This is a genomic window from Streptomyces litmocidini, from assembly GCF_014649755.1.
Classification (GTDB): domain Bacteria; phylum Actinomycetota; class Actinomycetes; order Streptomycetales; family Streptomycetaceae; genus Streptomyces; species Streptomyces litmocidini.
The window spans coordinates 1-17030 of sequence record NZ_BMTQ01000002.1 but is presented as its reverse complement, the minus strand read 5'-3'; the positions used below and the strand labels follow the sequence as shown (position 1 = coordinate 17030).

Annotated in this window: 9 protein-coding genes; 5 read left to right on the top strand and 4 right to left on the bottom strand. The window is 75.4% G+C overall.

The annotated features are described in order from the left end of the window. Positions 1-6: 6 nt before the first annotated feature. Positions 7-1461 carry an NsdA family TPR-like regulatory protein gene (locus IE180_RS03300; protein WP_190155238.1) on the bottom strand — a complete coding sequence of 485 codons (1455 nt, stop codon included), beginning with the start codon at positions 1459-1461 and terminating at the stop codon, positions 7-9. 561 nt (positions 1462-2022) lie between these two features. On the opposite strand from IE180_RS03300, the gene IE180_RS03295 reads away from it, so the two are divergent. Together IE180_RS03295 and IE180_RS03290 are read left to right on the top strand one after the other, a co-directional pair. Beyond that, positions 2023-4257 (top strand): asparagine synthase-related protein, encoded by a 2235-nt coding sequence (locus IE180_RS03295; protein WP_190155780.1) that lies wholly within the window; start codon positions 2023-2025, stop codon positions 4255-4257. A 256-nt stretch (positions 4258-4513) separates the two neighbouring features. Further along, positions 4514-7870 carry an ATP-binding protein gene (locus IE180_RS03290; protein ID WP_190155237.1) on the top strand — a complete coding sequence of 1119 codons (3357 nt, stop codon included), beginning with the start codon at positions 4514-4516 and terminating at the stop codon, positions 7868-7870. Here the strand turns inward: IE180_RS03290 and IE180_RS03285 are convergent. Next, the gene (locus tag IE180_RS03285; protein WP_308434354.1) at positions 7857-9941 is read right to left on the bottom strand and encodes a sigma-70 family RNA polymerase sigma factor; all 2085 of its coding nucleotides are present in this window, start codon (positions 9939-9941) and stop codon (positions 7857-7859) included. The two genes, IE180_RS03290 and IE180_RS03285, sit on opposite strands and share 14 nt — an antisense overlap. Before the next feature lie 478 nt (positions 9942-10419). Next, positions 10420-11205: a TetR/AcrR family transcriptional regulator gene (locus IE180_RS03280; protein WP_373302655.1), complete on the bottom strand. Its 786-nt coding sequence runs from the start codon at positions 11203-11205 to the stop codon at positions 10420-10422. Positions 11206-11560: 355 nt separating this feature from the next. Here IE180_RS03280 and IE180_RS03275 point away from each other — a divergent pair, with 355 nt between their 5' ends. Together IE180_RS03275 and IE180_RS03270 are read left to right on the top strand one after the other, a co-directional pair. Continuing rightward, positions 11561-12925, top strand: a complete 1365-nt coding sequence (locus IE180_RS03275) for an NAD(P)/FAD-dependent oxidoreductase (protein WP_190155235.1) — start codon at positions 11561-11563, stop codon at positions 12923-12925. Positions 12926-13031: 106 nt separating this feature from the next. Further along, positions 13032-14672: an ATP-binding SpoIIE family protein phosphatase gene (locus IE180_RS03270; protein ID WP_190155234.1), complete on the top strand. Its 1641-nt coding sequence runs from the start codon at positions 13032-13034 to the stop codon at positions 14670-14672. Between the two features lie 7 nt (positions 14673-14679). On the opposite strand, the gene IE180_RS03265 is transcribed toward IE180_RS03270, so the two are convergent. Continuing rightward, positions 14680-15954 carry an MFS transporter gene (locus tag IE180_RS03265; protein WP_190155233.1) on the bottom strand — a complete coding sequence of 425 codons (1275 nt, stop codon included), beginning with the start codon at positions 15952-15954 and terminating at the stop codon, positions 14680-14682. A gap of 154 nt (positions 15955-16108) precedes the next feature. Between IE180_RS03265 and IE180_RS03260 the strand changes: the two genes are divergently transcribed. Further along, entirely contained in the window at positions 16109-16654 is a 546-nt protein-coding gene (locus IE180_RS03260) for a MarR family winged helix-turn-helix transcriptional regulator (RefSeq protein WP_030694509.1), read from the top strand. The last annotated feature ends 376 nt before the right edge of the window (positions 16655-17030 follow it).

Below are 17030 nucleotides of genomic sequence, written 5' to 3'. Positions count from 1 at the left end.
GCCGTCTCACGCCGGCGCGACGAGCAGCGGCCGCGCCCGCTCGCGGAGTTCCACGACGCGCGGTTCGTCCCCGTACGGTTCGAGCCGGTGCAGCAGGTCCCGTACGTACTCGGTCGTCCGCGCCGAGGAGATCCGGCCCGCCACCTCCACCGCGCGCGTGCCCGCCGCACAGGCCGCGTCCAGGTTGCCCGACTCCAGTTCGGCGACGGCCGAGACGACGAGCCGCAGCCCGTGCGAGCGGACGAACTCCTCCGTCGGCCGGGACAGCGCCTGCTCGGTGAAGCGCCGCACCTCGCGCGGCATCCGCAGGTCCCGGTAGCACTCGGCGGCGTCGGCGCAGAACCGGTCGTACGAGTAGAAGCCGAGCCAGGTCGGGTCGGCGTCGCCCTCCCGCGAGCGCTCCAGCCAGCCCTCGGCGGACTTGAGCGCGGCCGCGGCGGCGGCCCCGTCGCCGGCCTTGGCGTGCGCACGGGCCTCGACGAGCCGGAAGAAGGACATGGTGCGGGCGGTGGCGAGCCCCCGGTTCCGTTCGAGCGCGGCCTGGGCGAGGTCGACGCCCTCGTCGGCGAAGCCCCGGTAGGTGGCCTGGAGGGACATGGAGGCGAGGACGTATCCGCCGAGGGGCACGTCGGCGGCGGCGCGCGCCAGCCGCAGCGCCTGGATGTAGTAGCGCTGGGCGGCCTCCTGCTGGCCGGTGTCGAAGGCCATCCAGCCGGCGAGCCGGGTGAGCTCGGCCGTCGCGCCGAACAGGTTCCGGCCGACCTCGTCCGAGTACGAGCCGAGCAGCAGCGGGGCCGCGTCCACGCGTAAGCACTCGGGCACCATCGAGGAACGCCAGTCCCCGCCGCCGTACTTGGAGTCCCAGCGCCGCGCGTCCTCGGCGGCCTCGCGGAGCTTGGCGACGTCGCTGTGGCCCACGCGCGCGTGCTCCGCGGCCGTCGTGCCCGCCGCGGCGAGGCCGGTGCCCGCCCCGGGGCGCGGGGCCTCGCGCTCCACCGACGGGTCGGCGGGGGTGATCAGCCAGCGGGAGGCGGGCGTGGCGTACGCGCTGACCGAGAAGGACCCGGCGAGCGACTGCCAGATGCCGCCCCCGCCGGCCCGCCGTCCGGCGAGGTCCAGCCGGTACAGATCGGTGGCCGAGCGGACCGCCTCGCCGACGTCGCGCGGGAAGGCGAGTCCGACCTCGGGCGCCGGGTCGGCGTCCGCGAGACCGATCTCGTGCAGCGGCACGGGCCGCCCCAGCTTCTGCCCGATCGCGGCGGCGATCAGGTGCGGGGCGGCGCCCTGCGGCACCATGCCCTTGGACACCCACCGGGCGACCGAGGTCTTGTCGTAACGAAGCGTCAGCCCCCGCTGCGCGCCGAGGTCGTTGACGCGCCGGGCGAGCCCGGCGTTGCTGATTCCCGCGAGGGCGAGAACCGTGCCGAGCTTTTCGTTCGGCCCGCGTTGCTCCCTGGACATGACGCCACCCCTCGACAACCCAGACGGCCGCCACGACGCCGGGCATAGGCGTGCGGCATTCGTAAGCACAGCGTAGTTCGCCGCATCCCTACCGTTAAGGGGCGGTGTTCCGTATGGCGAGATTGTTGTGTGAACGTGCGACCAACGGGCCCGGCGCGGCGGCTCGTGCCCCCGCCGTGTGGCCGTGCGCCCGGCCGTGCGCTCTCGTCCGGCCGGCGGGGGAGCGCTTCCATGAGTACCGCGTGGGTCGGCCCGCTCGGCCGGGAACGGTGTCCGGACCAGTGGGCCGGGGGACACCGCCGCCCCATTCCCCGCGGGCGGCGGACGGCACCGGGGGGCGGGAGCGCCTCCCGGACAGCCGGTGGCCGGCCTTGTGCCCGGACACCCTCCGAAACGTCCACCGGGCATCGATATTTGGCCGAATGACGCCCGTGCCCCGCCGAAGGCCAACCGGCCCATGCCAGGGGCGCATTCGGCTTTCGCGCGCGTGCACCCGCACCCCGCCCCGTGCGCCGTTGTCATGGCAGCATGTCCTCCACCGAAACGGATGTGGAGGCGCCGATGCGATGGCTGGTGGGCTGGAGCAGTGTCGCCGCGAGCTTCGCAACGACCGCGGCGGGCCGGGCGGGCACGGTGCACGGCGCGTACGGCTCCGGGCGCGCCCCCGGCTCCGGACCCGCCTCCGGCTCCCCGTACGACCCCGGATACGACCCCGGATACGACCCCGGCGCCCCGTACGGCACCGGCCCCGCGGCCGAGGGGCGCACGGTGCAACCGGTGGGCGCACAACTCCTGTGGGACGGCCCCGACCCGCTCTGGGCGGTCGGCGACTGGCGCCCCGACGAGGTCCGCGTGGTGGCCGCCGACGACCACACCCGCCTCGCCGTCCTCGGCTGCTGCGCCGCGAGCGACGAGGAACTGAGGATCGGGCTGCTCACCGCGCGCGGGGGCGCGCTGCGGCACCTGACCGCCTGGCCCGGCAGCTACACCGCCGTCGTGAGGACCGGCCGCCGCGTCACCGTCACCGGCGACCTCGCGGGCGCCCGGCCGGTGTTCCACACCCCGTGGGCGGGCGGCACCGCGTACGCCACCGCCGCCCTGCCGCTCGCCGACCTCGTCGAGGCCCAGCTCGACATCGGCCACCTCGCCGCCCTGCTCGCCTGCCCCGAGACCCCGGAGGCCCTGCGCGACTCCACCCCCTACGAGGGCGTGCGGCGGGTGCCGCCCGGGCACGCGCTGATCCTGCGGGAGGGCTCGCGCGAGATCACCGGCTACGAGCAGGTGGCCTCGCTCGCCGTCGCGGCGCCCGAGGCCGACCCCCGGCAGGCCGTCGAAGGGGTACGGGACGCCCTCGTCGAGGCCGTACGCGCCCGGCTCACCGCCCCCCGGCACGCGCCCGAGACGCCGCTCCCCGACCCGGGCCCGGTCCCCGGCATGGGCCCCGCCGACCGGCGCGCCGCCCGGGGCGCGGGCCCCGCGCCCGGCATCGGCGCCGACCTGTCCGGCGGCAGCGCCTCCGGCACGCTCGCCCTGCTCGCGGCGGGCCTCCCGGGGGTGCCCGGCACGATCACCGGACAGGGCACGGGCGCGGGGGAGCGGCTGCTCGCCGTCACCTTCAACGACCTGGCGACCCGGGCCGGCGCGCGCCGCACGGCGGAACTGGAACGGGCCCGCGCGATCGCCGCCGACCCCCGCCTGCACCACGTCGTCGTCGCGGGCGGCGAGGAGGCCCTGCCGTACGCGGCGCTCGACGGACCCCTCACGGACGAGCCGGGCCCCGCGCTCGTCACGGCGGAACGGCACCGCAGACGCCTCGCCGGCGGCAGCGCCGACCACTTCACCGGCATGGGCGCCAAGCAGGTCCTGGACGCGCACCCGGCGCGCCTGGCCGACCTCCTGATGGACCGCAGGCGCCGCTCCCTGGTGCGGCCGGTGACGGCGCTCGCCAAGGCCTCGGGGCCGTCGGCGGGCTCGCTCCTGGTGCCGCTGACCGTCTACCGGGCGGCGCGGAAGCTGGCCCGCACCCCGTACCGGACGGGGCTGGAGACGGCGGCCCGGCGGGTCCTGGAGGCGAACCGCACGGCCCCCGACGGCTCCGGGCCCCTGGAGGCCTCGCTCTCCGCCCTCGCCTGGTCGCGGCCGGGCCCCGCGGCGCGCTGGCTGACGGGCGAGGCCCTCGCCGAAGTATCGGTTCGCCTGAACCGGGCGGCGACCCTCCCGGCCGCCGTCCAGCGCCCCGGCGAGGCACGCGCGCGTGCCGCCCTTGTCCGCGCGGCGGCCGACCACCGGGTCCTGGAACAGGCGGCGGAGATCCGGGGCCAACGCCTCCACGCCCCGTTCCTGGACAACCAGGTCGTCCGGGCCTGCCGCGAACTCCCCGAATCGCTCCGGGTCCAGCCGGACGCCCGGGCCGGCGTCCTGCGCACGGTCCTCTCCGGCGCCGGCGTCCACGACGTCCCCGCCGGCTGGGGCGCCCCCCACCCGGCCGTCCCGGCCGCCGCCACGCGCGCGGGCCTGCGCGCCGCGCTCCCGCAGCTCCTCGCCCTCTTCGACGCGCCGCTCCTCGCGGACGCCGGCCTGATCGAGGCCCGCGTCGTCCGCAAGGCGCTGCGCGCGGCGGCCGACGGCGCCCCCGTCCCCCTCGACGGCCTCGCCGACCTCGTCTCCACCGAACTCTGGCTCCGCCGCCTCCTCGCCCGTCGCGGCTCCTGCTGGACGGACACCACGACCCCCCGCGCCCCTCGGGCGGCCCGGGGCCCGCTGATCCCGGCGTCGAGACGGTCACTGCCGGCGTGAGGCTCCGCCGAGCGCGCGGAACCCCACGGCACGCCCGTCCGAGCGAACGCTTCCCGGACTTCGTCCCGGGGCCGGAGAGGCCGTCGTCCGCTCCGGGCCCGTCGGGGACGACTTCGCCCGCAAACACGTCCACGAACCAGCCGGGGCCGGTCGTCCCGCTTCCCCCCGGCTTCGACCTGGACACCGGCGCCTTCCGAGGGGGCCCACCGGGGTAAACCCCGAGGCGTCCGCCATGCCCGCCCGACACAATGGGCCGGTGCGGTATCTCATCCTCGGCACCACCGAGGCCCTCCGGCCCGACGGCACCCCGCTGCCCCTCGGCGGTGCCCGGCTGCGCGCGCTGCTCGCCGCGCTCGCGCTGCGCGGCGGACGGGCCGTCTCCGTCGGCGAGCTCGCCGACGACGTGTACGGGGACGACCCGCCGCAGGACGCCCCCGCCGCCCTCCAGGCCCTGATCGGCCGCCTCCGCCGGATCCTCGGCAGGGAGGCCGTCGCCTCCACCCCCGGCCCCGGCTACCGGCTCGTCGCCGGCCCCGACGACATCGACCTGTACGTCTTCCGGCGCAAGGCCGGGGACGGCGCCGCCCGCCTCGACGCCGGCGACCCCGGCACCGCCGCCGCCCTCCTCCGCGAGGCCCTCGGCCTCTTCCGCGGCCCCGCCCTCGCCGACCTGCCCGACCCGGCGGGCCTCCGCCCCGAGGCACAGCGGCTCGCGGCCCTCCGGCAGCGCGTCGAGGCCGACCTGCGCCGGGGCGCCACCGACGGCCTCGTACCGGAGCTGACCGAGCTCACCACCACGTACCCGTACGACGAGGCCTTCCGCGCCCACCTCATCCGCGCCCTGCGGGCCGAGGGCCGCCACGCCGACGCCCTCACCGCGTACGAGTCGGCCCGCCGCACCCTCGCGGACGCCCTCGGCGCCGACCCCGGCCCCGAACTCACCGCCCTCCACCACGAACTCCTCACCGGAGCCACCCCGGCCCCGGCCCCGGCCCCCACCCCGACCCCGACCCCAGCCCCCGCCCCGGCCCCGACCGCGGCCCCCGCCCCGGCCCCGCCCGCGTCCGCCCCCGGCGCCCCGGAGCCACCCGCCCCGGCCCCCGCCCCCGAAGCCGGCAACATCCGCCCCCGGCTCACCTCCTTCGTCGGCCGCGAGCCCGAACTCGACGCCCTCCACGCGGACCTGGCCCGCTCCCGGCTCGTCACGCTCACCGGACCCGGCGGCTCCGGCAAGACGCGCCTCGCCGAGGAGGCCGCGCTCCGGGCCGCCGGCCCCGCCGCCTGGATCGCCGAACTCGCCCCGCTCGACGACCCCGCCGCCGTCCCCGGCGCCGTCCTCTCCGCGCTCCGCCTCCGCGAGATCAACCTGATCACCCGCGAGGGAGCGCAGCTCCAGGACGACCCCACCGCCCACCTCGTCGAGCACCTGGCCCGCCGCCCGCTGCTCCTCGTCCTCGACAACTGCGAGCACGTCATCGACGCGGCCGCCGCCCTCGCCGAGACCCTGCTCACCCACTGCCCGCACCTGCGCGTCCTCGCCACCAGCCGGGAACCCCTCGGCGTCCCCGGCGAGTCCGTCCGCCCCGTCGAGCCCCTCCCACCCGACCCCGCCCACCGCCTCTTCGTCGAACGGGCCCGCACCGCGCGCCCCTCCTTCGACCTCGCCCGGGACGGCGGCGGGGCCGTCGACGAGATCTGCCGCCGCCTCGACGGCCTGCCCCTCGCCATCGAACTGGCCGCCGCCCGCCTCCGCCTCCTCACCCCGCGCCAGATAGCCGACCGCCTCGACGACCGGTTCCTCCTCCTCACCTCCGGCTCGCGGACCGTCCTGCCCCGCCAGCAGACCCTCCGCGCCGTCGTCGACTGGTCCTGGGACCTCCTCGACCCGGCCGAACGCACCCTGCTCCGCCAGGTGTCGGTCTTCGCCGGAGGCTGGGACCTGGCCGCCGCCGAGGCCCTCTCCCCGGGCGCCGCCGACACCCTGGGCGCCCTGGTCGACAAGTCCCTCGTCGTCGCCACCCCCACCGAGGACGGCGAGATGCGCTACCGGCTCCTGGAGACCATCCACGAGTACGCCGCCGAGCGCGCCGCCGAGGACCCCGAGCTGCTCGCCGCCGCCGAAGCCACCCACACCGCCCACTTCACCGCCCTCGCCGAGACCGCCGAGCCCCGCCTCCGCTCGGCGGAACAGCTCCCCTGGATCGACCGCGTCGAGCGCGACCTCGACAACATCCGCGCCGCCCTCCACCGCACCCTCGCCACGTCCCCCGGACTCCCGGCCTCGCTCGAACAGGGGGGACCCCCGCCCGACGAGGCCACCGCCCTCCGCCTCGTCTTCGCCATGGGCTGGTTCTGGTGGCTGCGGAACTACCGCCCCGAGGGCCTGGCCTGGGTCGAGCGCGCGATCGCCCTCGGCGAGGACCCGTCCGACCCCGCCGACCCCCGCCACTGGCCCCGCATGCACCTGCGCATGCTGCACTTCTTCCTCGCGGTCGAGAGCCACACGATGGGCGACTTCCAGCAGCCGGAGGTCCTCGCGCTCGTCCGGCGCGTCCGCGACGCGTTCGGCACGGACCCCGGCCCCGAGGCGGCCCGCTTCCCCGGCCTGCTCTGGCCCTTCACCGCGTACCTCACCGAGGAACCGGCCGCGGTCCGCGCCCTCCTCGACACCGCCGTCGACAACTGCCGCCGCCACGGCGGCGACTGGGAGCTGGGCGTCAGCCTCATGTTCCGCACGCACATGGTCGTCGACATGCCCGGCGGCATGCCCGGCGTCGACGACGCCCTGGCCGAACTCCGCGACATCGCCCGGCGCGTCGGCGACCGCTGGATGGGGGCCCAGATAGCGAGCGCGGCGGCCGAGTCGTACACGATGCGGGGCCGGCACACGGAGGCGGGCGAGGCGTACGAGGAGGCACTCGCCCTCGCCCGCGAGGTCGGCGCCCACGCCGAGGCACCCTTCCTCCTCGCCCGCCTGGCCGAACTGTCCTACCGCACCGGCGACCTGGAGACCGCCGAGCGGACCCTCGACGAGGCCGCGCGGGAGGCCGACCGCTACCACGTACGGGACACCCAGACGTACGTCTGCTTCCTCCGCGCCGCCTTCGCCCTCCACCACCGTGACATCACGGAGGCCCGCGCCCAGCTGGAGGAGGCGGGCCGCGCGGTCGCGCTCGGCACCCCGCCCCCGCACTTCGTGGCGGCGATGACCGGAATCGCCGCCCGCGTCGAGGCGTACGAGGGCAAGGGGCTCGCCGCCGTCGCCACGGCCGTCACCGCACTCCGCACCGCGCGGGACGCGCAGTGCGCGGACTTCATCACCACCGGCCTGGGGGAGGGACTCGCCATCGTCCTGGCCGAGGCGGGCGAGGCCGAGCTCGCCGTACGGGTCCTGGCCGCCGCCGACCGGTGGCGCCGGGACACGCCCCGCTCGGTCCCCGAGCTGAAGGACGCCGAGTCCGTGACGGCCCGGGCCCTCGTCGAACTCGACGGGCCGGCCCTGGCGGCGGCCCGCGCGGCCGGCGCGGAGCTGGGCCTCGACGAGGTCCTCGACCTCGTCGAACCCTTCGTCCCCGCCCGCCCGGCCGCCGGGACGGGCGTCAGGAGCAGCTGATCCGGGACTCCGCCCAGTCGGCCACCGCGGCCCGGCCGAACGGCGTGTGCTCCTCCACCACGAGCCGGATCGTGGAGAGCCCGGAGAGGTCGACGTGCACCGGGACCGGCGGGTCGCCCGCCTGGACGACCCCGGAGCGCCAGAGCCGCGCCCCGTCCCCGTAGACGGAGAAGCGGACGCCGCCGACGCCGAGCCGGGCGCTCAGGTCGTCGATGCCGACGACCGCGTCGTAACTCGTGCACCGCCGGTTGAGGTCGATGAGCAGCGAGGACGGCGCGTGGACGCTCACCCCGTGCGCGTACCGCGTGCCGCCGATGGACAGGCCGTCGCGCTGCCACATCCAGCTGCTGTCCGAGAGGGCCACCTCGGGCTTGGTGCCGTCGCCGAAGGTCCCGTACTGCAGCTCGCTGACCTGGTAGACGGCCGGTGCGGGCTTCGGGGACGGCTTGGGCTTCGGCGCGGGCCTCGGCACCGGCTCGGGCGTGGGCTTCGGGGACGGCTTGGGCGTCGGCTTCGGCGTCGGCTTCGGCGTGGGCCTGGGCGTCGGCCTGGGGCTGGGCTTCGGGGGAGGCGGCGGGGCGGGCGCCGGCGGCTCGGAGGTGACGGGCGGGGCGGGCGGCACGGGCTTCGGGGAGGGCTCCGCCGGCGGCGCGGGCTTCGGCGGCACGGCGGGGGCGACGACCGGCCGGGCGGGCCGGGGCGCGGCCACGGGCTGCGGGTCCCCGGCCATCGCCCAGACGAGCCCGGCGGCCGCGGCGACCGCCACGACCGCCGCGAGGCCGGCCTTCGCGGGCGCGCCGAGCCCCTCGGCGGCCAAGCCGCCCGAGGCGGCGCCCCCGGAGGACCCGGAGGCGGCGGCCGCCGCGCCCGCACCGGCCGCGGCGGCGGTGCCACCGGCGACGACACCGGCGGCCTTGAGCGAGTACCCGGCGGCGAACCAGCCGATGACGGCGACCGGCAGGAGCGCGGGGATCCCGGCGTTCACATGGGCCAGCTCACCGGCGGCGAGCCGGCACTTGGCGCACTCGTCGAGGTGCGTGCGCAGGCCGCGTTCGGCCCGCATCCGCAGCCCGCCGCGCGCGTAGGCGCCGAGCCGGTCCGCGTAGCGGGCGCAGTCGCCGCCCGCGGTCAGGGACTGGCTGACGTGCGCCTGGAGGTAGGCCTGCTTGAGGCCCTCGCGGGCCCGGCTGGCGAGCACGGCCGTGGCGTTGGCGGTCAGTCCGAAGAGCGGGGCGACCTCGCTCGGGGACTCCTCCTCGACGGTGGTGTGCCAGAGCACGGCCTGCCAGCGCTCGGGCAGCGAGCGGAAGGCCTGCAGGGCGAGGGACTGCTCGGCCTCGTGCATGGCGCGGACGTCCGCGCCGAGGTCCATCCCCGCCCCGAAGGACACGGTCGGGTCGGAGACCTCGGCGGAACGGGCGGCGTCCGCGGCGAACACCGCGAAGTCCTCGACGAGGTGCTCGCGCTTCTGGGTCCTGACCCAGTTCGCGGCGACCCGCCGGACGGTGGTCATGAGGTAGGCGCGCACGGCCTGTTCGGGGCCGGCGCCGCCGCGGACCGCCTGGAGGGTGCGGGCGAAGACCTCGGCGGTGAGGTCGTCGGCGGTGTGCGCGTCCCGGCAGCAGGTCCTGGCGTAGCGGCGGACGGCCTCGGAGTGGCGGCGGAACAGCTCCTCGTACGCGGAGTCGTCACCGTCCCGCATGCGCCGGACGAGCTCGGCGTCGGAGGGCGGCAGCTCGCGCGGCGGCGGAAGGACGGTGTCGGGCTCGTCGAGGTCGACACCGCCGTCACGTCCGTGGCCGTCACCACCATGGCCGTCACCACCGGGGGCGTCACCGTCGCCGGCGTCACCGCTGTGGGCGTGCACCCCGGGGGCGTGGCCGTGGGCGACGCGACCGCCCCGGGCGTCGCCGCTGCCGGTGCCGTCGCCGTGGGTGCCGTCGGCGTCGCCGTCACCGCCGAGGACATCACCGCCCTCGGCACCGCCACCACCGCCGCTGTCGGCGGGCCCCGTCCCGCCTGCCGCCCCGGCGCCCGGCCCCGCGGGCTTGCCCTCGCGCTGCTGCGGCACGCTCGCGTCGAGTGGTCCGGCGGGTCCGGTCGGCCCGGCGGGTCCGGTCGACGCTCCTGGAGGGCCCGACGACCCGGCGGGACCCGCGGCACCGGTCGACGTCGGCGACGGCACGCCGGAGAGACCTCCCGGCCCGCCCTGGCTCGGCACCTGCCGGGAGGGAAGGCCTCCGGTCTCCGCGCCGCCGCCACTGCCCAGCGGATCGTCCCGACTGTCACCGCTCATCGCGGAAGCCCCCGTACCACGCTCGGACCCGAATGTCGGCCAAGCCTGCCACAGAGCGCGGGCGCGCCGAAGCGCCGCGTCCACTTACCACTCGTCCGGGGCGACTTCGTGTATCCGGGCGTAACCGCGCACGCGTTCGTGTCCTGCCGTGGGCCCGCCCGGACCACGAGAAGCCCAGCCGTACGGAAACGACCGTACGTCCGTACGGCACCGACCGCACGAGAACGGCCGTACGAAAACGACCGCGGCCCTCCTACCGGGAGCGCAGACCCTCGAGCAGGATGTCGAGGAGCCGCGCCGAGGCCGCCGCCTGCTGCACCGCGTCCGGCAGGGCCGGCGCGGCGGTGGCGATGACGAGGAGCACGTCCGCCACGGTCACGTCCGTCCGCAGCTCGCCCGCCTCACGCGCCCGGTCGACCAGCCGCCCGACGACCTCCAGGAGCTCCGAGGCCCCCGCGTCGTCCCGCTCGTCGACCGGCACCCCGCGCGGCGCGACCACGCGCGCGTCGGCCTGCTCGACGCCACCCCGCTGGTACGGCACCCGGGCCGCCTCGTCCGCGTCGTCCGCGACGAGCGGCGCACCGGAGTCGTCCACGCCCACCCGCAGCACCTGCGGCGGCAGGAGACGTCCCGCGCCCGAGGCCACCGAGGTCCGCAGGAACCGGGAGAGCGCCGACCACGGCTCCTCCTCCTGGCCCAGCGCGGCCCGCGCCTGCTCGGTCAGCCGGGAGGTCTCCTCCTCGGCTATCCGCCGCACCAGCACGTCCTTGCTGGGGAAGCGGCGGTAGACGGTGCCGACGCCGACCCGGGCGCGGCGCGCCACGTCCTCCATCGGAGCCCCGTAGCCGAGCTCGCCGAACACCTCGCGGGCGGCCCGCAGCACGTGCTCCAGATTGCGCTGGGCGTCCACCCGCAGCGGCGCGGACCTGCCGCCCGCCACCGGCGCCCCGTTACGCACCTCGGCCGTCCCCGGGGCGTGCCCGTCGACGACGGTCGCCGTCCCGGCGCCCGACTGCCACCGTGAATCCTGAATCTGCATAAGCGTTCCCCCGCTCATGATGTCTCCCCCCGGAGACTTCCCCGCCCTGACACGGGGTCTCCGGCGGACGAGCGCTTCGGTCCACGCGCACTCCGATCCGACACCCCGACGAAGTACGAACATAGTTGAGTCGGGGTCAATTCAGAAGGGGAAGTTCCGTCCGGTGCGCCCCCCGATCGGAGCAAGGCCCGGAAGGCTCCCGTTTCCGACCCCTCCCCGAACCGCCCCCACCCACCGTGACCTGCGCGGTTTCCCCGCGCGCCTGTCGTGCGCCACCCCACGCCTCCGTACCCCTCCGGTCACACAATTTGCCGAGCCTGTGGACAAACCACGGACGGCGGTGCGTCATGGGACAGTGACCGAACCTGCGCGCATTCTCGTGGTCGGCGGTGGATACGTCGGCATGTACACCGCGCTGCGCCTCCAGCGGCAGCTCAGGACGGAGCTCGGAGCCGGCACCGCCGAGATCGTGGTGGTCACCCCCGAGCCGTACATGACGTACCAGCCGTTCCTGCCGGAGGCCGCGGCCGGCTCCATCTCCCCGCGCCACGTCGTCGTACCGCTCCGCCGGGTCCTCGACCGCTGCCGCATCGTCATCGGCGAGGTCCGCTCCGTCGACCACGCCAAGCGCACCGCGACCCTCTCCACCCTCGCCACCGAGGAGGAGGGCGCCGGCACCCTCGACCTGACGTACGACGAGCTGGTCATCGCGCCCGGCTCCGTCTCCCGCACCCTCCCGGTCCCCGGCCTCGCCGACCACGGCATCGGCTTCAAGACCGTCGAGGAGGCCATCGGCCTGCGCAACCACGTCATCGAGCAGATGGACATCGCCTCCTCCACCCGCGACCCCGCCATCCGCGACGCCGCCCTCACCTTCGTCTTCGTCGGCGGCGGCTACGCGGGCGTGGAGGCCCTCGCCGAACTGGAGGACATGGCCCGCTACACCGCGCGCTACTACCACAACCTCAAGCCCGAGGACCTGCGCTGGGTCCTCGTCGAGGCCTCCGACCGGATCCTCCCCGAGGTCGGCGAGGAGATGGGCCGGTACGCCATCCGCGAGCTGCGCGGCCGGAACGTCGACGTCCGACTGCGCACCCGCCTGGAGACCTGCGAGGACCGGGTCGCCGTCCTCAGCGACGGCACCCGCCTGCCCACCCGCACGGTCGTCTGGACCGCCGGCGTGAAGCCCGCTCCCGTCCTCGCCGCCACCGACCTGCCGCTGGACGGACGCGGAAGGCTCCGCTGCACCGCCCGGCTCACCGTCGAGGGCGTCGAACACGCCTGGGCGGCCGGCGACGCCGCCGCCGTCCCCGACGTGACGGCGGAGGAACCGGGCAAGGAGTGTGCGCCCAACGCCCAGCACGCCGTCCGCCAGGCCAGGGTGCTCGCCGAGAACATCGCCGCCTCCCTGCGCGGGCAGCCGCTCAAGGAGTACACGCACGCGTACGTGGGCTCCGTCGCCTCCCTGGGCCTCCACAAGGGGGTCGCCCACGTCTACGGACGCAAGCTCAAGGGATACCCGGCCTGGTTCATGCACCGCGCCTACCACCTCAGCAGGGTGCCGACCTTCAACCGCAAGGCCCGGGTCCTCGCCGAATGGACCCTGTCCGGCCTGTTCAAACGGGAGATCGTCTCCCTCGGCTCGCTGGAACACCCCAGGGCCGAGTTCGAACTCGCCGCGGCTCCACCCCCCGGCGACGGCGACAAGCCGCGGTCCTGACATCACTGTCAGTGCACTCGTCCACACTGGACGTGTGACCATAGGTGGGCTCACACCTGCACAGCGTGACTCTGCACGGCACCGACACCACGAGGCATACACATCCGTGAACTTCACCCGTTGGAGCGCCCGGCTCCCCGGCACGCAGCGCCGCGCGGCGCGGGGGCCCGAAGGTTCCGTGCCCGCCGCCCGCGGTGAGTACGGTCAGCAGTTGGAGCAGCTCACCGACAGCGCTGCCGAGGCGGCCGACGTCCCCGCCCTGGAGGACTTCTCCGTACGGGAGCTGCTCGGCCGCCTCCCCGGGCTCGTCGCGCTCGCGTACGGACCGGAGCACCGCATCGCGTACGTGAACGACGCGTACGCCGCCGCCTTCGGCCCCCGCCCCGCCGGCGCCACCGTCGCCGACACCTGCCCGGAGGCCGAGGAACTCGGCCTGCTGCCCCTCATGGACCAGGTGCTGCGCAGCGGCAGGCCCCGCACGGTCAAGTCCCGCCGCACCCGGGGCGGCGGCTCGTACACGGTCACCTGCCTGCCCGTCGACAGCCCCCGCCTCGAAGGCGGCGGAGTCCTCGTCCACGCCGCCGACGTCACCGACCACGCCGAGGCCGCCGAGCGGCTCCGGGCCAGCGAGCGCAGACACCGCGAGACCGCCGTCACCCTCCAGCGCTCCCTGCTCCCGCAGGAACTGGAGCAGCCCGACGACCTGCGGATCGCCGCCACCTACCAGCCCGGCGTCGCGGACGCGGCCGTCGGCGGCGACTGGTACGACGTGATCACCCTCGGCGCGGGCCGCACCGCGCTCGTCATCGGCGACGTGATGGGCCGGGGCGTGCGCGCCGCCGCCGTCATGGGCCAGCTCCGCACCGCCGTCCGGGCCTACGCGCGCCTGGACCTGCCCCCGCACGAGGTCCTCCAGCTCCTCGACGGCCTCGCCGCCGAGATCGACGCCAGCCAGATCGCCACCTGCGTGTACGCGATCCACGACCCCAGCGAGGGCAAGCTGGTGTACGCCTCCGCGGGCCACCTCCCGATCCTCGTACGGGACGAGGACGGCACCGTCCGCTGCGCCGGGGACCCGACCGGTCCGCCGCTGGGCACCGGCGGCTGGCTGCACGCCTCGGGCTCCATCGCCCTGCCGCCCGGCTCCACCGCCGTCCTCTACACGGACGGTCTCGTCGAGCGCCGCCGCGAGGACATCGACGAGGGCGTCGCCGCCCTGGCCCGTGCCCTGGCCGGCGCCGACGGCACCCCGCAGGTCGTCTGCGACCGGCTCCTCCGCGCCCTCGGGGTCACCGCCGAGCACGACGACGACGTCGCCGTCCTGGTCGTCCAGCACCCCTCCCGCAAGGGCGCGGACGCCGAGCTCTTCCACAACGCCGCCCTGGAACTCCTCGGCGGCGTCGAAGCGGCACCACGCGCGCGTGCCTTCGCCTCCGGCGTCCTCTCCTCCTGGCGGTTCCCCGTCGAGCTGCGCGACCTGGGCGTCCTGGCCACCAGCGAGCTCGTGGCGAACTCCCTCCAGCACGGCACCCCGCCCATGCGCCTGCGGCTGCGGCGCACCGACCGGCGCCTGATCATCGAGGTCACGGACGGCGACGACCACCTGCCGCGCCGTCGCAGGGCGGAAACGGAGGACGAGGCGGGTCGCGGCATCTCGATCATCGCGACGATCGCCTCGTCCTGGGGAAGCCGCCGCACACCGGGCGGCGGCAAAGCGGTCTGGTGCGAGTTCGCCCTGCCGGACTGATTCCGGACTAGGCGACCGCGGTCTCGTCCTCACGGACCGGCTCGTGCCGCGCGACCACCTTCGACGGCTTGACCGCGAGCGACGGCCGGTCCTGCTCGGGAGTGAGCTGCCGACCCAGCCGGACGGCCAGGAAGGTGATCCCGAGCGAGAAGAGCACGAAGGTCACGATGTACGGCCCGTGCAGCGCGGCCCCCATGGGCCCGCCCACGGCCGGACCGACGGCCAGCGCCAGCTGCTTCACCAGGGCGAAGGCCGAGTTGTACGACCCGACCATCGACTCCGGCGCCAGATCGGCCACCAGCGGGGCCACGGTCGGCGACAGCATCGCCTCACCGAGCCCGAAGAGGGCGTACGTGGAGACGAAGGCCGCCGTCGCCATGGCCTGGCTGCCGTGCCCGAGGCCCGCGTACCCGGCGACCGCCCAGGCCACGGCCCAGATCAGACCCACGGCCGCGATCACCCGGGTCCGCTTCCGGTGCTCGACGAACCGCAGCACCAGGAACTGGGCGACCACGATCACCGCCGTGTTCGCGGCAAGGGCCATCCCGAGCGCCGACGGCTGGATGCCGGCGGCCTCCGTGCCGTACGCGGCGAGGCCCGACTCGAACTGCCCGTAGCAGGCGAAGAACAGCACGAAGCCGAGGACGCACAGCTGCACCATCGCCTTGTGCCCGAGCAGCGCGCGGACACCGCCGGTCTTCCCGCCGTCGGACGGACGGGCGCCCTGCAGCGCCGGGGAGTCCGGCATCCGGACGGTCCCCACGACCGCGGCGAGCACGAGGAACATCGCCGCCTCGATCGAGAACAGCAGGATGAAGCTGCCGGGCCGGCTGGTGTCGACCAGCAGACCGCCGATCAGGCCGCCGATGCCGAGCCCGAGGTTCTGCAGGAAGAACTGCATCGCGAAGGCCCGCGTGCGCCCGGCCGGCGCCGAGCACCAGACGATCATCGTGGCGAGGGCCGGCTGGAGCACGGCCGTACCGGCACCGAGCAGCGCCGCGGCCCCCACGGCCGCCGGCACGCTGGAGGCGAAGCCCATCGCCACCGCGCCCACCGCCGCCAGGACCGAGGCCACCATCAGGACGGGCACGGGACCGCGCCGGTCGATGGCCCGCCCGCTGAAGGGCAGCACCACCAGTGCAGCCATGGCGAAGACGGCCAGCACGACCCCCGCCGTGGCCGCGCCCAGATCCCGCACCTGCGCCACGTACACATAGAGGTACGGCACGGTGAAACCGAGTCCGAACGCGCTCAGCGCGCTGCCTGCCTGAATCCGGCGCATCGCCGCGCCCCTCGCCTTGGTCACACTCACCCACTTCGGTCGCGGGTTCAGACCTGTACGACTGAACCCTGAAGACTTCAACGCTAAAGTTAACTCCTTAACAGTACACACTGAAGGACTTCAACGCCAACGAGGCCCGTGGGATACTCCCCGCATGTCCGACACCGCTCCCCAGGAGCCGAGCCTCGACGAGCAGATCGCCGCGTATCAGCGCGAGTACCGCGACCTCGACCCACAGGTGGAGAAGGTCGTCTCCGCCCTCGGCCGACTGAACCGCCGGATGAACGTGGCGTACGGCCGCCAGCTCGCCGACCTCGGCATCAGCAACGCCGAGTGGGAGGTCCTCAAGACGCTGGTCCTCTCCGGAGAGCCCTACCGCCTGGGCCCCGGCGAACTCGCCAAGCGTCTGGGCCTCACCCCGGCCGCGATGACCCACCGCATCGACCGCATGGCCGGCGAGGGCCTGGTCACCCGTGACCGCGACGAGAACAACCGCGTCCGCGTGATCGTCGAGCTCACCGACGAGGGCCGCTCGAAGTGGCTGGAGGCCATGCGCATGGCCACCGACTTCGAGGAGGACCTGCTCCAGGACCTCACGACGGAGGAGAAGGGCGTCCTCGGCGATGTCCTCATCCGCCTCCTCCGCCGAGTGGAGCTCACCCAGCCCGACGCCGGCGGCCGCCTGACGGACCTCGACTGACCTGCTGGACGACCCGTCGGACGACCTGTCGGACGGGGTGGAACGGGGCACGGGCGGGGGTTGACACGCCCCTCCCGGATGCGTAGTGTTCTCCGAGTTGTCACGGAGCCGGAACGGTTCTTCGGCAACCACTCCCGCCGCTGATGCGGCACCTCTTACTCAGCACAGACTCCCTGCCGGGATGAATTTCGGCATGCCGAAATTCATTTCGAATGGCTCGATTATGAGCCGCCGGGGAAACCCGCTAGAGTTTGAGACGTCGGAACGGCCCAACAGCCGGAAAGACAAACCCCCCTGACTGGGAATCAGACGCCGAAAGGATCTGATAGAGTCGGAGACGCCGGAAGGGCCCGGAGCGAAAGCGAACGGGACCGGA

Excerpts from the sequence above, each read along its gene's own strand:
- IE180_RS03265 (WP_190155233.1), bottom strand. The coding sequence starts at position 15,954 with ATGCGCCGGATTCAGGCAGGCAGCGCGCTGAGCGCGTTCGGACTCGGT.
- IE180_RS03260 (WP_030694509.1), top strand. The coding sequence starts at position 16,109 with ATGTCCGACACCGCTCCCCAGGAGCCGAGCCTCGACGAGCAGATCGCC.
- IE180_RS03280 (WP_373302655.1), bottom strand. The coding sequence starts at position 11,205 with ATGCAGATTCAGGATTCACGGTGGCAGTCGGGCGCCGGGACGGCGACC.
- IE180_RS03295 (WP_190155780.1), top strand. The coding sequence starts at position 2,023 with ATGCGATGGCTGGTGGGCTGGAGCAGTGTCGCCGCGAGCTTCGCAACG.
- IE180_RS03300 (WP_190155238.1), bottom strand. The coding sequence starts at position 1,461 with ATGTCCAGGGAGCAACGCGGGCCGAACGAAAAGCTCGGCACGGTTCTC.